Below are 13,913 nucleotides of genomic sequence, written 5' to 3' on the forward strand. Positions count from 1 at the left end.
CTCCGGAGGTGCTAGGTAGGATCGAGACAGGCGCACAGCGCATCGCGCAGCGCCTGCCGGGCGGATTCGGACAACGGGCGGTCGTGCTCGTCGGTGATCTGGAACTGGTCTTCGGCGCGCTCGCCAAACGTGGCGATGCGCGCGTCGTGCACGCGCAGGTGTTGCAGGCGCAACACGTTGGCCACGTCGGCCAGCAAGCCGGGACGATCGGGCGCGACCAGGCTGATGCGGGTGCGGCGGCCGCCAGCGCTTTCGCTGAATTCCACGCGCGGCGCAAAGCGGAAATGGCGCAGCTGGCGCGGCACCGCACGCCGCGAGGGACGCACCTTCTGCAGGTCGCCGGCCAGCACCTGACGCAAGGCCGCAGCCAGACGCTGCGGGTCGCCATCGGCAGAGCTGTCCTGCGGCAGCACTTCGAACACGTCGAAGATGGCATCGTTGGGTGCATCCAGCACACGCGCGCGGTGGATGCCGTAACCCTTGCGATCCAGCGTGGAGACGATCGCCGAGAACAACCCGTCACGGTCGCGCGAGTACACAAACACTTCCAGTGCGTCGTTGTCCGGCACTGCGCGACGCGCCTTGACCGTGGTCTGGCCGATCTGCACTTCGATCAGCGAAACCGCCTGCCAGGCCAGTTGCTCGGGACGGAAACGCAGGAAATTCTCGTCCGGCATGCCGGCGAACTGACGATCGATGGTGGCATCGTCGTGGCCTTGCGCCTGCATCAGCGCACGCGCGGACTCGCGCGCTTCGCGCAGGCGTTCTTCGCGCGGCGGCGGATGCTCCAGACCTTCGCGCAAGGCGCGGCGCGCAGCGAAATACAGATCGGCCAGCAGCCGGTCCTTCCAGGCATTCCACAATTTGGGGCTGGTGCCGGCGATGTCGGCGCAGGTCAGCAGATACAGATAATCCAGCCGTTCGCGCGTGCCCACCAGCGTGGCGAAACGATGGATCACTTCCGGGTCGGAGATGTCCTGCTTCTGCGCGGTCACCGACATGCGCAGATGCTGCTCCACCAGCCAGGCCACCAAGGCGGTATCGCCTTCGCTGAGCCGATGCGCCTGGCAGAACGCACGCGCATCCACCGCACCCAGCTCGGAATGATCGCCGCCGCGGCCCTTGGCGATGTCGTGAAACAGACCGGCCAGCAGCAGCAATTCCGGCTTGCGCAAGCGCGGCCAGACTTCATGCGTGATCGAAAAACGCTCGTCGGCGCGACCGGCCGCAAACAGCGCGATGTTCCGCAGCACCATCAGCGTGTGCTGGTCCACCGTGTAGACATGAAACAGGTCGAACTGCATGCGCCCGGACACGCTGGCGAATGCGGGAATCCACTGGCCCAACACACCCAGGCGCGCCATGCGATTGAGCGTTTCCATCGCACGGGGGCCGCGCAGCAGCGCCATGAAACGGTCGCGCGCGGTGGCGTCGGCCACGTCGTAAGCCGGCAACTCGCGCAGCACCTCGGCCAGCGCGCGCGCGGTCAGCGAATGCAGGCCGCGCACCTCGCGGTGCGCCGCCCACTGCGCAAACAAGGCGAACACCTGCAGCACATCGCCGGCCGGCCAATCATCCGCGTCGGCGGCCAGATAGCCGCGGCGCAGGCTGAAGCCGCCACCGAGCGGTTCCGGTACCGCTTCGCCATCGAATTGCTCCTCGAAGCGCTGCAACAACCGGTCGCTGATGCGACGGATCAATGCAGCGCTGCGATAGAAGCGCTGCATCATCTTTTCCACGCCCAGGCTTTCCGGGTCGTCGGCAAACCCCAGCCGCTGCGCCAGGGTCTTTTGATAGTCGAAACGCAGGCGTTCTTCCGGCCGGTTGGCGACGATATGCAAACCGAAGCGCAGCCGCGCCAGTTCTTCGCGCTCGCGCCGCAGCGCTGCAGCCTCGTCGAAGCCGACATGGCCAAGCCCGACCAGCGCTTCCAGATCCTTGACGCCGAAGGCGCGCAGCGCCATCCAGCCCAGCGTCTGCAGGTCGCGCAAGCCGCCAGGGCCGTCCTTGATGTCCGGTTCCAGATTGTCGGCGGTGTCGCCAAAGCGCTGATGCCGCGCCAGCAGTTCTTCGCGCTTGGCCTGGAAGAATTCGCGAGCCGGCCAGACCCGTTGCGGGGCGATCGCTGCGGCCAGTGCCGCGCGCGCCTCGCTCCCTGCAACCAGCGGGCGCGATTCGATCAATGCGGTCAGCACGGTCTGGTCGGCTGCAGCGGCGGTGCACTGCGCAGCGGAGCGCACCGCATGACTGATCGGCAAGCCCACATCCCACAGCAACGCGAACAAGCGCGCCAGGGCCTGCTCATGCTGTTGCTGCAACGCGCTTTCGCCCAGCACCAGCACATCCACGTCCGAACGCGGAAACAGTTCGCCGCGCCCGTAACCGCCGACCGCATGCAGCGACAACCCGGCATCGGCCGGGATGCAGCGCGTCCAGGCATTGCGCATCAATTGGTCGACCGCGCGTGCGCGCAAGGCCACCAGGCGTTCGATCGGTTCACCCTGATCGAAGCGCTTGCACAGCCGCATGTCCGCATGCACCAGCAGCGGACGGGCCTGCGCGGCCCACTCGGCATCGCCGGCGACACCCGGGTCGGGTCGATCCGCTGGCGTGGCCGTCATACCGGGGCGGGCGCGTTCTGCGACAGCGTCAGCACATCCACGCCGTCTTCGGTCACCGCGACCATGTGTTCCCACTGCGCGGACAACTTGCGGTCCTTGGTGACCACGGTCCAGCCATCGGGCAGCGTCTTATGGTGGTAGGTGCCTTCGTTGATCATCGGCTCGATGGTGAAGGTCATGCCCGGCTTGAGCACCAGGCCTTCGCCGGGACGGCCGTAATGCATCACCTGCGGCTCGTCGTGATAGACCTTGCCGATGCCGTGACCGCAGTAATCGCGCACCACGCTGAAGCGCTCGGCCTCGGCATACTTCTGGATCGCATGGCCCACATCGCCCAGCGTCGCACCCGGCTTGACCGCGCGGATGCCGCGCCACATCGCTTCGTAGGTGGTATCGACCAGGCGCTTGGCCATCACCGACGGCGTACCGACGTAATACATGCGGCTGGTATCGCCGTGCCAGCCGTCCTTGATGACGGTGACATCGATATTGACGATGTCGCCTTCCTTCAGGACTTTGGCCGCGCTCGGGATGCCGTGACAGATCACGTTATTGACCGAGGTGCACACGCTCTTAGGGAAGCCGCGATAACCGACATTGGCAGGAATGGTCCCCTGCACGTTGACGATGTGGTCGTGGCAGATGCGGTCGAGCTCGGCAGTGGTCACGCCCGGTTGCACGTGCGGGGCCACGATGTCGAGCACCTCGGCGGCCAGGCGGCCGGCGACGCGCATCAGTTCGATTTCTTCTTTAGTTTTTAGATTGACGCTCATGGTCCGGATTATCGCCGATTCGGGCTGAATCTGAACGACCCGCGCAGCCGTTTTTTGCAAAACACGCCGTTACGGCGGAAGCGGACGGTGCAGCAAAAAACTGGCGTCACCGCGCATTCATGTGTGACGTAGTTCGAGGAGCGTCAAAGTCTCCATTAACGGAGTCATCCGCAGGACATCCCAATTTTGCGAAAAGAACCAGATTAAACAGCTAGATAGCGCGTGAATTCGGCGTTATCGTTTGGCACAGCTGATGCATTGGAGGAAGGGCGATACGTCGTCGCGTCACCAATGACCAGACCGGTCAAGGAAATGTCCATGCGTACTGTCCGTCCTGTCCTGCTGTCCCTCGGCCTGCTCTCGACCATTGGCGTTGCCACAGCAGCCGATACCACCACATTCAACGTCAAGATCGCCGTCACCAAGGCCTGCACCATTACGGCGGCGTCTGCGACGGACGTCGACTTCGGCTCGGTGTTGTCCACCTCGACTGCCAATGCCGACGCCAACGGCAGCGTGACCGCACAGTCCACCGCGTTGACGCCGTACAACATCGCCTTGAGCGCAGGCAGCAATGCCGGCACCGCCAACGACGTCACCACCCGCCGCATGAAGAACACCGATGCGCTGGTCACCACCAACAACTTCATCGCCTACCAGCTGTATCAGGATCTGGGACGCAGCACGGTGTGGGGCAGCACCAGCGGCACCAATACGCTGAGTCGTACCGCCACCGGCATCAACCAGGTCTATCCGGTCTACGGCCGTGTGACCAACCCGTCCGCCAACAATCCGGCAACCGGTGCGTACCAGGACACGATCACCGCCACGATCGTCTATTGAGCGCGCGCATGCCCTTGCACCACCGCCTGTCGTCTCGCATGCCGGCGTGGCTGGTCACGACCGGAATGGTCTTGACGCTCGCGCTGAGCAGCGCCTGGCCGCTGCTATCGGCGCGCGCAGCCAGCCTGCAATTGGCACCGACCTCGCTGACGCTGAGCGCAGAACAGTCCGCCGACGGGTTGTGGCTGAGCAACAGCGGCGGCGTGCCGGTGCAGGTGCAGACCCGCGCCTATCGCTGGACCCAGCGCGACGGGCAGGACCAGCTCGACCCGACCCAGGAACTGCTGGTCAGCCCACCGATGCGCACCTTGGCCGCCGGCGAGCGCCAGTTGATCCGGGTGATCCGCGCCGGGCCTGCGCCGACCAGCCAGGAAGTCTGCTACCGCATCATCGTCGACGAATTGCCCAACGCCGATGCCGACCGCAAGGGCATGCAGTTCGTGCTGCGCTACTCGGTGCCGATCTTCGTGCTGCCGCCCGGAAAAGCCGAGCCCACGCCGACCTTGAGCACGCAAGTGGTGGCCGGCAGCGACGGCAATGCGCAGATCCAGATCAGCAACACCGGCAATGGGCATGCCCAGGTCGCCGACCTGCAGCATCGGGTCGATGGCGCGACCAAGACCACATTGAACGGACTGGTGGGCTATGTACTGCCCGGCCAGACCATGCGCTGGTCGCTGGGTGCACCGCTGGCGCAGTTCGCCCGCGGCACCATCATCGCAAGGATCAATGGTGAGGCGGACGAACGCACCCTGTTGGCAACGCCGACAGCGCCGTGACACGGCCCGGCTGGCGATGACGCTGCTCGCGACCGCCACCTGCCTGGGAAGCGCCGCGGCTGTCGATCTGGCCGACGTTGCCGCGCTGCCCGATCAAACCCCGCAAAGCGCCAGCGCACTGCCGCAGACGCTGTACCTGGATGTCACCCTGAATCAGGCCGACCGCGGCCTGGCGCCGTTCGAACTGGTGGACGGCCACCTGCGTGGGTCGGTCGAACGCTGCGCAAGCTAGGCTTCATCCTGGCCGACCGCAGCGCCGGCGAGCTGGTCGATCTGGATCGCCTGCCCGATGTGGAAGTGCGCTACGACGCCGCGCTGCAGCGGCTGGCGCTGCAGGTACCGCTGGCGCAGCTGTCGCTCTCCACCACGGTGTTGAAAGCCGAAGAAGTCGCCCCGCCCAGCGCCACCGCCTCCCCGGGCATGCTGCTCAATTACGACGTCTATGCCACGCGCAATGCCGGTGCCAGCAGCGTGTCGTTGGCGACCGAACTGCGCGGCTTCGGCATCGGCCGCGGCATGGTCGACACCACCGCCGTGTTCCTGGCCTACGACCGCCCGCAGGACCAGCGATGGCGCAGCGAAGCGGTGCGTCTGGACAGCGCCTGGCAGATGGATTTCCCGGACACCGCTACCAGCCTCAGCGTTGGCGATTTCTACAGCGGCTTCGTCGACTGGAGCCGTTCGATCCGCCTGGGCGGCGTGCAGATCGGCCGCAATTACGCCTTGCAGCCCTATCGCGTGTTGACGCCGACGCCGAGTTTTCTGGGCGAAGCGGCGGTGCCTTCGACCATCGAGCTGTACGTCGATGGCCTGCGTCAATACAGCGGCCAGGTGCCGGCCGGGCCGTTTCAGCTGGCCGCACAACCGGGCATCAGCGGCACCGGCCAGGCGCAGATCGTGGTGACCGATGCGTTCGGCCGCGTGCGCCGGCTGGACTTCGCGTTCTACGGCACCCCGCAACTGCTGGCGCGCGGCATCTCCGAATGGTCGGCCGGGATCGGCCACCTGCGCCAGGACTACGGCGTGCGCTCGTTTTCCTACGATGCGCGCACGGTTGCCAGCGCCACGCTACGCAAGGGCCTGCGCGACGATTTCACCATCGAGGCGCATGCCGAAGCCGGCGGCGGCGTGGTCAATGCCGGTGCCGGCGGGATCTGGCTGCTCGGCGTGGGCGGGGTGTTCAACATCGCCTATGCGCATAGCCAGATGGATGCGCTGCGTGGCGGCCAGTACGTGCTGGGCTATGCCTGGAACAACCGTCGCTTCAACTTCAATCTCGGCACCCAGCGCACCCACGGCGACTACCGCGACCTGGGCGCGCTGCAGGGCGCATTGCCGGCACGCATCAGCGACCGCGCAGTGTTCGGCGTCAACGTCGCTCCGATCGGCTCGCTCGGCACCAGCTACGTGCGGCTGAGCTATCCGCAAGGCGACACCTCGCGCTATGCCAGCGTGTTCTGGTCGCGCAGTTTCGGGCGCAACTGGGCGGCCAATCTGTCCGGCAATCAGAACCTGGACGTGCGCAGCGATCGCAGCCTGTATCTGTCGCTATCGACCACCTTCGGCGAGCTGCGTCAGGCCAGCGCCTCGATGCAGCGCAACGGCAATCGCACCGGATTTGTGGCTGATGTCAGCCAGCCGTTGCCGGGCGACGGCGACCTGGGCGGCATCGGCTGGCGCCTGCAGGGGCGTGCCGGCGACGATGCCAGCGGCGGCTTGGCCGAACTTGGCTGGTTGAACCGGGTCGGCCGCTACAACCTCGGCGCGGCCAATCAGGATGGCGACAACTTCGGCTATGCCAGCGCCAGCGGCAGCCTGGTGTGGATGAACGGGCGCGGCTTTGCCGCGCGCGATATCCAGGATGCGTTTGCGGTGGTGTCCACCGACGGCCAGGCCGGCATTCCGGTGCGGCTGGAGAATCGCCTGATTGGCGTCACCGATGCGCGCGGCACGCTACTGGTCACCCCGCTGCAATCGTGGCAGCGCAACCAGTTGTCGATCGACACCTTGAACCTGCCGGCAGATCTGCGCGTGGACCGCGTCGATACCGCAGTGACGCCGCGCCAGCAATCCGGCGTCGCGGTGCGCTTCGGCATCACCCGCGTGCGTGCGGCGATCATCGTATTGCACGACGCACAAGGCGCCCCGCTGCCGGTGGGCAGCGTGGTGCAGCGCGAGGGCGATGCCGAACGCGTGGTGGTCGGCTACGACGGCGAAACCTATCTGGACAATCTGCAGAGCGACAACCGCCTGCTGGTCGACTTGCCGCAGGGCCGCTGCAGCGCGCAGTTCACCTATCCGGCCAACCCGAGCGGTATTCCGCGGGTGGGACCACTGCAATGCGTCACCGAGCAGAAAACGCCATGAACCTGCACGGCCTCTGGCGCCTGGTGATTGCACTGGCTATCGCGATGTTATGGCTGACACCAAGCCAGCGCGCGCAGGCCGACACCACGTGTACCGTCACGCTGGGCACGCCATTGGCGTTCGGCAATGTGGCAGCCAATGGCACCACCGATGCAGTGGCAACGCTCAACGTCTCCTGCGCAACCGCCGCGCTCAGCGTCCTGGGCTATGCACAAGTGAGCCTTTGCCTGGACCTGGGGCCAGGCAGTGCCAGCAGCGGGCTGTATGCACCACGCCGCATGCTCAACTCCACCAGCGACAGCCTGGACTTCCAGGTCTACAGCGATGCCACGCGTACCCAGATCTGGGGCGCCACCGGATCGACAACGCCGTCGCCGCGCACCTTGACGCTGTCGTACGGCGTCCCGGTGATCACCGGTGGCTCGCAGACGGCCACCATCACGCTGTACGGACGCATTCCGGCCAACCAGATCCTGTCGGTCGGCAACCACACCAGCAGTTTCGGCGGCGCCGACACCGTGCTGCGCTATGCCTACAACGAAAGCATCATCGGCATCCCACCGCTTCCGGGCAGTTGCATGGCCGGCGGCAGCGGCGCCAAGACCGCCAGCAACGCCTTCCCGTTCACCGCCTCGGCGAACGTGCCGGCACGCTGCAATACCTACGTCACCACCGACCTGGATTTCGGCAGCATTGCCGGCACCATCAGCACCGCCATTGACCGCAGCTCCACCATCAGCCTGACCTGCACCAACCGCACCGCCTGGAACATCGGCCTGGGCGACGGCATCAACGCCACGGGCAGTCTCCGCCGCATGCGGCATTCCAGCAGCGCCAATTACATCGCCTATGAGCTCTACAGAGACGTCGGCCGCGGCAGCCGTTGGGGGACCAGCATCGGCGTCGATACGCTCAGCGGCACCGGCAACGGAGTGGCCCAGACGGTGACCGTTTACGGCCGCGCGCCCGCACCGCAACTCCCCATCGCAGGCGACTACAACGACACGGTGACCGTCTCCATCACTTATTGACAGTTAATCAAGTTCGCATCCGGGACGTCGCTATTTGTTACGTCTCCAATGCAAACGATTGCCTTCATGATGCCGGTCACTCTCCTGAAGCGCCTGATGCTGCTTGCTCTGTTCTGCAGCGCGTCTGTGGCCAATGCGGCGGCCAGCCGCGGCCCGGAAAATTCCACCCTGCACATCGGCCTGCGCCTGCTCAGCGGTTGCGAGCTGCGCACCACGCCGCCGCGCGCCAGTTGTTCCAGGGGCACGCCGATGGCGATTGCCCAGCCGGCGCGTGCCGCCGAAACACCAGCCATCGCAAGCACCGGCCAGGACGCCAGCGCATTGGCAGGCCCTGCGCCGGCCACCGCCGCACGCATCACCACGATCGCGTTCTGACCATGGCCACGCGACGCTCCCTTCATTGCTGGATCGCAGTTGCGCTGGCCTGCGTCGCAATCGACGGCGGCGCCGTCGCTGCCGAGATCGCCATCGCACCGACCACTGCGCATATCCCGGCCGACAGCGATCAGGCAACGGTCTGGCTCTACAACCAGGCCGCGCTGCCATGGCGCGCCGAAGCCAAGCTCTACCGCTGGCGGCAGGATGGCGAGCGCGAAGTACTTGAACCCGCCACCGGCGCCACGGTCAGCCCGAATCATTTCGAGATCCCGTCGCAAGGGCGCCAGCTGTTGCGGGTGATCCGGCTCGGCCCCAGCCCGGTGCAGACCGAAGACAGCTATCGACTGGTGGTGACCCAACACGCCACCAGCGACGAAACCGAGTTGCTGCGTTATTCCACCCCGGTATTCGCCCTGCCCCGCCAGCCAGCCGCGCCAAATCCGGTGCTGCGGACCACCCTGTCCGGCCACGGCGGCGGACGCGCACTGAGCGTGCACAACGCCGGGCTCAGCCATGCACGGCTGGCCGATCTGGCCTACATCGATGCCGGCGGCACCCGCCGCAGCATCCGCGATGATCTGGCCGGTTACGTGTTGCCAGGCCAAACCCGCCAATGGGCACTACCGGCCAACCTGCCCACCGGCAGCGGCCGCTTCGTGGCGCGCATCAATAGCGACATCGAGACCACGCTGACGCTTGAGCCGTGAATCGGGAATCGGGAATCTTTTAGGGTGGCTGACGAAACCGCTCAGTTGTTTGGATCGAACTGAGCTAATCAGGCCGCACCGCATCTGACCGCCGCGTCGCATTCACCGCTCGCAACCATGCACACCGACCATCTCCACTGGTCCTTGCCCGCCCACCGTCGCGGGACCTTACGCGGCATGGATGCCGCGTAAGAGCCTACATGGATGTACTTGCGGCGTGTCCCGCGATGGTAGGCGGGCAAGGACCCTGCAGCCAATCAACAGACCAGCCGCTCTGCCCCAACGCATCCACACCTCCAATGCACCTCTCAAGGCGCGAAGACCTTGAGCTTCAGCGCAGCTGGACGTCCCCAATCCGACCAATTGCGCAGACGCGCCCTGCCGGCTATACTCCGCCGGCTGTTTTGCGTCTTTACGCATTGCGTCGTCCACGTCGGACGTCACCGACGAATTCACACCTGCCGCCGCCATCCGTGCCGGGGTGCCCCGCGAGGGGTTCGACACGGAGGCGACAGGGAAGCCCAACCCCGGAATCATGTGCGTTTTGATGCGAGTCCCTCGCAACAGCCCGCACATCCATGTGCGGACTTTTCAACAACAAGCCGCGCACGGCGATTCCGCTACCAGGAATTACTTCAATGCCCCAAGTCACCATGCGTCAGATGCTGGAAGCCGGCGTCCATTTCGGTCACCAGACCCGTTATTGGAACCCCAAGATGGCGCCGTACATCTTCGGCGCGCGCGGCAAGATCCACATCATCAACCTCGAGAAGACCGTTCCGCTCTTCAACGACGCGATGAACTTCCTCTCCTCGATCGCGCAGAAGCGCGGCACCATCCTGTTCCTGGGCACCAAGCGCAGCGCGCGCGAGTCCATCAAGGAAGAAGCCGAGCGTTGCAACATGCCGTTCATGACCCAGCGCTGGTTGGGCGGCACGCTGACCAACTTCCGCACCGTCAAGCAGTCGGTTGCGCGCCTGAAGGAACTGGAAGCGGCCGAGACCGATGGCACCTTCGAGAAGCTGGTCAAGCACGAAGTGCTGGGCCTGCGTCGCGAGCGCGAGAAGCTGGACGCCTCGCTGGGCGGCATCAAGGAAATGAACCGCCTGCCCGACGCGATCTTCGTGATCGACATCGGCCATGAAGATATCGCCATCAAGGAAGCCAAGAAGCTCGGCATCCCGGTGATCGCCGTGGTCGATACCAACTACGACCCGGCCCTGGTCGACTACGCCATCCCGGGTAACGACGACGCCATTCGTGCCGTGCAGCTGTATGCACGCGCCGCTGCCGACGCCGTGCTGGAAGGCAAGGCTGCTGCTCCGAACTCCGCTTCGGTGCGCGAAGAAGAGTTCTCGGCCGAATCCGCCGACGAAGGCAAGGGCCGTCGCGCCCCGGCCAAGAAGGCCGAGAAGACCGAAAAGAAGGCTGACGCTCCGGCCGATGCCGCAGCTCCGGCTGCTCCTGCTGCCGAGTAATCGGCCTGCAATGCGGCCGCACCATGCTGTGCGGCCGCAGCCCCGACGGGACCATGGCGTCCCGTCGCCCGGGCCACTGAAGACATCTACGGGGGCGGCCAGCACATTGCGCCGTCTCCTCATTGGCGGAACATCTCCGCCGCATGCATTCGTCCAAACGAGGTAATTCCATGGAAATCACTGCTTCCCTGGTCAAGGAACTGCGCGAGCGCACTGGCGCCGGCATGATGGAGTGCAAGAAGGCACTCGTCGAAAACGCTGGCGACATCGACGCCGCTGCCGAATGGCTGCGCAAGTCGGGTCTGGCCAAGGCCGACAAGAAGGCCGACCGTGTTGCCGCCGAAGGCCGCATCGCGACCGCCCAGGCTGGCGGCAAGGCCGTACTGGTCGAAATCAATTCCGAAACCGACTTTGTCGCCAAGGATGAGAACTTTCTGGCCTTCACCGAGACCGTGGCCACCGCCGCGTTGAACTCGGATGCGGCCGATGCCGAAGCGCTGAAGAGCGTCAAGCTCGACAGCGGCGAGACCATCGAAGAGCGCCGCGCTGCAGTCATCGCCAAGGTCGGCGAGAACCTGCAGGTGCGTCGCCTGGTGCGTATCGACAGCGCCAACAACGTCGCAGCCTACGTGCACGGCGGCCGCATCGGCGTGCTGGTCGAGCTGAAGGGTGGCGACATCGAGCTGGCACGCGGCATCGCCATGCACATCGCCGCGATGAACCCGCCGCACGTCAAGGCCTCCGACGTTCCGGCCGAGTTCGTTGCCAAGGAAAAGGAAATCGAACTGGCCAAGATGTCCGAGAAGGACAAGTCCAAGCCGGCCGAGATCCTGGAAAAGATCATCAGCGGCAAGATCAGCAAGATCATCAACGAAGTCACGCTGTACGGTCAGCCGTACGTGCTGAACACCGATCAGACCGTCGAACAGGCCGTCAAGGCGGCCGGTGCAGAGGTGATCGGCTTCCAGCGCCTGGCCGTTGGCGAAGGCATCGAGAAGGTGGTGGAAGACTACGCCGCCGAAGTGATGAAGCAGGCCGGCCTGGCCTGATCTTCGCCACACGCAAAAAAGCCGCGGCATGCCGCGGCTTTTTTTTGCCTGAAACCTGATGCGCATCCGCACTGACGCTCAAAGCTGAAGCGCACGCATACACCGCACCGACAACCGACCTCGACTCTACAGATGTTGTGACGGTGGCCGCTAAATCTGAATGCCGACAAGGCTCTCAGCGTCCAGAACGCGCACATCGCAACGCAGCGATTGCAAAGCTTGGCGTGCCCCACTCAACGAACGCAGCTGTATGCTTGCGCTCACTGTCGGCGATGAATCATGCAACCAGACCTCCAAGCCGCCTTGCACTATTGCCGCAATCTGCCATCGCCGCCCGGCGTCGCGCTGCGCATCATTGAACTTGCGCAAGACCCCGATGTGGACATGACCGCGACGGCCAATGTCATCGGCATGGACATGGCATTGAGCGCACGCATGCTGCGCGTTGCCAATTCGCCGCTGTACGCCAGCCGCCGCCGCATCGACAACCTCGGCCAGGCGCTGACCATGCTCGGCCTCAACGCCACCTTGAGCCTGGCACTTGGGTTTTCGATGGTGCACGGCGTGCGCAGCACCTTCACCGCGCATCCGCTGCACGATCGTATCTGGCGGCGTGCCGGCTTGTGCGCACTGGCCAGCCGCATCCTCGGGCAGGCCTACGGCATCCGCAAACCCGAAGAATTGATGCTGGCCGGCCTGCTGCAGGACATCGGCAAACTGGCTCTGCTGCAAGGCGCACCCGCGCTGTATGCGCCGCTGCTGGAACAGGCACCGGACAACACCGCGTTGCTGGAAGCCGAGCGCGAGCACCTGGGCGCAACCCATGCCGAGGTCGGCGCCTGGCTTGCGCATCAATGGCAGTTGCCGCCGTATCTGCAGAACGCGATCGCGCAAAGCGAACAGGAGCCAGCCAGCCTGGAACCGTTCATGGCCTGTGTCGCGCTGTCCGGGCGGCTGGCCGATATCTGGCTGTCGGCCAGCGCGGTCACCGCCACCGAACACGCACAACAGCAGGCCCAGCAGGTGCTGGAACTGGACGCCGAACGCTTCGAAAAAGTGATCGAGCGCATCGCCGAATCGCTGCCCGAACTGGAAGCCCTGTTCGACATCCGCGTGCCGCAGCCCGAGCACATCCAGATGATCTTCGAGCAGGCCCGCGAGTTGGCGATGCTGCGCAGCCTGCGCGAGTTGCAGGATGTGGCCGAAGCGCGCCGGCATGCCGACGAATCGGAAAACCGCATGCGTCATCTGGCCGAACAGGCCAGCCGCGACGCACTCACCGGTGTGTTCAATCGGCACCAGCTCGGCACTGCGCTCGAGCACGAATTCGAGCTTGCATCACGCCAGAGCTGGCCGCTGTCGATCGCCTTCATCGACCTGGACGACTTCAAGCGCGTCAACGACTCGCATGGGCATCTGATCGGCGACGAAGTGCTGCGCAATTTTGCGCAGACACTGCAGCGGATGGTGCGCACCAGCGACCTGGTCGCACGCTACGGCGGCGAAGAATTTCTGGTGATCCTGCCCAACACCACAGCCGACGCGGCGTTGATGGTGATCGAGCGCATCCTGGTCGAAACCGCACGCACGCCGATGGCGCAATTGCAGAGCGGACCGCTGCACATCACCTTCTCCGCAGGGCTGGCCACGCATGGCGGCGGCGGCCGCCAGTTCGAGAGCATCGAGCATTTATTGCAGGCTGCCGACAGCACGCTGTATCGCTCCAAGCATCGCGGCCGCAACCGTGTCACCGCTTACGATGCGACCGATGTGCCAGCCCCGCAGCCGCCGCGCGCGCACTGAGCAACGCATCACGTCACGCCCCGACAAGCGAATTTTTACCACGCCCGGTGACAGGCTTCCGCTAGACTTGCCGGCGTTTGCCGA

The 13,913-nt window shown here is 65.1% G+C and carries 10 protein-coding genes and 1 pseudogene; 9 read left to right on the forward strand and 2 right to left on the reverse strand.

The annotated features are described in order from the left end of the window. Positions 1-11 precede the first annotated feature (11 nt). Both AC1PLU_RS15175 and map read right to left on the reverse strand, forming a co-directional pair. Positions 12-2,621 carry a [protein-PII] uridylyltransferase gene (locus AC1PLU_RS15175; protein ID WP_481106649.1) on the reverse strand — a complete coding sequence of 870 codons (2,610 nt, stop codon included), beginning with the start codon at positions 2,619-2,621 and terminating at the stop codon, positions 12-14. Then, complete coding sequence (map, locus tag AC1PLU_RS15180; RefSeq protein ID WP_481106650.1) at positions 2,618-3,394, reverse strand: type I methionyl aminopeptidase; 777 nt, start codon at positions 3,392-3,394, stop codon at positions 2,618-2,620. Before map ends, AC1PLU_RS15175 begins: the two co-directional genes overlap by 4 nt. A gap of 318 nt (positions 3,395-3,712) precedes the next feature. On the opposite strand from map, the gene AC1PLU_RS15185 reads away from it, so the two are divergent. From AC1PLU_RS15185 to AC1PLU_RS15225, 9 genes and pseudogenes are all read left to right on the forward strand, one after another. Next, positions 3,713-4,237 (forward strand): Csu type fimbrial protein, encoded by a 525-nt coding sequence (locus tag AC1PLU_RS15185; protein ID WP_481106651.1) that lies wholly within the window; start codon positions 3,713-3,715, stop codon positions 4,235-4,237. Positions 4,238-4,245: 8 nt separating this feature from the next. Continuing rightward, a complete protein-coding gene (locus tag AC1PLU_RS15190; RefSeq protein WP_115038081.1) occupies positions 4,246-5,016 on the forward strand; it encodes a fimbrial biogenesis chaperone in 771 nt (256 codons plus the stop codon). A gap of 16 nt (positions 5,017-5,032) precedes the next feature. Further along, positions 5,033-7,383: pseudogene (locus AC1PLU_RS15195) on the forward strand (fimbria/pilus outer membrane usher protein). Next, positions 7,380-8,414 (forward strand): Csu type fimbrial protein, encoded by a 1,035-nt coding sequence (locus AC1PLU_RS15200; protein ID WP_268212153.1) that lies wholly within the window; start codon positions 7,380-7,382, stop codon positions 8,412-8,414. Before AC1PLU_RS15195 ends, AC1PLU_RS15200 begins: the two are co-directional and overlap by 4 nt. A gap of 48 nt (positions 8,415-8,462) precedes the next feature. Continuing rightward, positions 8,463-8,789 (forward strand): hypothetical protein, encoded by a 327-nt coding sequence (locus tag AC1PLU_RS15205; protein ID WP_023903442.1) that lies wholly within the window; start codon positions 8,463-8,465, stop codon positions 8,787-8,789. Positions 8,790-8,791: 2 nt separating this feature from the next. Beyond that, on the forward strand, positions 8,792-9,499 hold the full coding sequence (locus AC1PLU_RS15210; RefSeq protein WP_481106652.1) for a fimbrial biogenesis chaperone: 708 nt from the start codon (positions 8,792-8,794) through the stop codon (positions 9,497-9,499). A gap of 638 nt (positions 9,500-10,137) precedes the next feature. Continuing rightward, positions 10,138-10,977, forward strand: a complete 840-nt coding sequence (rpsB, locus tag AC1PLU_RS15215) for a 30S ribosomal protein S2 (protein WP_023903440.1) — start codon at positions 10,138-10,140, stop codon at positions 10,975-10,977. A 170-nt stretch (positions 10,978-11,147) separates the two neighbouring features. Beyond that, entirely contained in the window at positions 11,148-12,026 is an 879-nt protein-coding gene (tsf, locus tag AC1PLU_RS15220; protein WP_023903439.1) for a translation elongation factor Ts, read from the forward strand. A 279-nt stretch (positions 12,027-12,305) separates the two neighbouring features. Next, positions 12,306-13,829: a sensor domain-containing diguanylate cyclase gene (locus tag AC1PLU_RS15225; RefSeq protein WP_095574863.1), complete on the forward strand. Its 1,524-nt coding sequence runs from the start codon at positions 12,306-12,308 to the stop codon at positions 13,827-13,829. Positions 13,830-13,913: the final 84 nt, after the last annotated feature.

The sequence above is a fragment of the Xanthomonas sp. NCPPB 2933 genome, from assembly GCF_056725225.1.

Coding starts and splice junctions, on each gene's coding strand:
- AC1PLU_RS15175 (WP_481106649.1), bottom strand. CDS start 2,621: ATGACGGCCACGCCAGCGGATCGACCCGACCCGGGTGTCGCCGGCGAT.
- map (WP_481106650.1), bottom strand. CDS start 3,394: ATGAGCGTCAATCTAAAAACTAAAGAAGAAATCGAACTGATGCGCGTC.
- AC1PLU_RS15185 (WP_481106651.1), top strand. CDS start 3,713: ATGCGTACTGTCCGTCCTGTCCTGCTGTCCCTCGGCCTGCTCTCGACC.
- AC1PLU_RS15190 (WP_115038081.1), top strand. CDS start 4,246: ATGCCCTTGCACCACCGCCTGTCGTCTCGCATGCCGGCGTGGCTGGTC.
- AC1PLU_RS15200 (WP_268212153.1), top strand. CDS start 7,380: ATGAACCTGCACGGCCTCTGGCGCCTGGTGATTGCACTGGCTATCGCG.
- AC1PLU_RS15205 (WP_023903442.1), top strand. CDS start 8,463: ATGCAAACGATTGCCTTCATGATGCCGGTCACTCTCCTGAAGCGCCTG.
- AC1PLU_RS15210 (WP_481106652.1), top strand. CDS start 8,792: ATGGCCACGCGACGCTCCCTTCATTGCTGGATCGCAGTTGCGCTGGCC.
- rpsB (WP_023903440.1), top strand. CDS start 10,138: ATGCCCCAAGTCACCATGCGTCAGATGCTGGAAGCCGGCGTCCATTTC.
- tsf (WP_023903439.1), top strand. CDS start 11,148: ATGGAAATCACTGCTTCCCTGGTCAAGGAACTGCGCGAGCGCACTGGC.
- AC1PLU_RS15225 (WP_095574863.1), top strand. CDS start 12,306: ATGCAACCAGACCTCCAAGCCGCCTTGCACTATTGCCGCAATCTGCCA.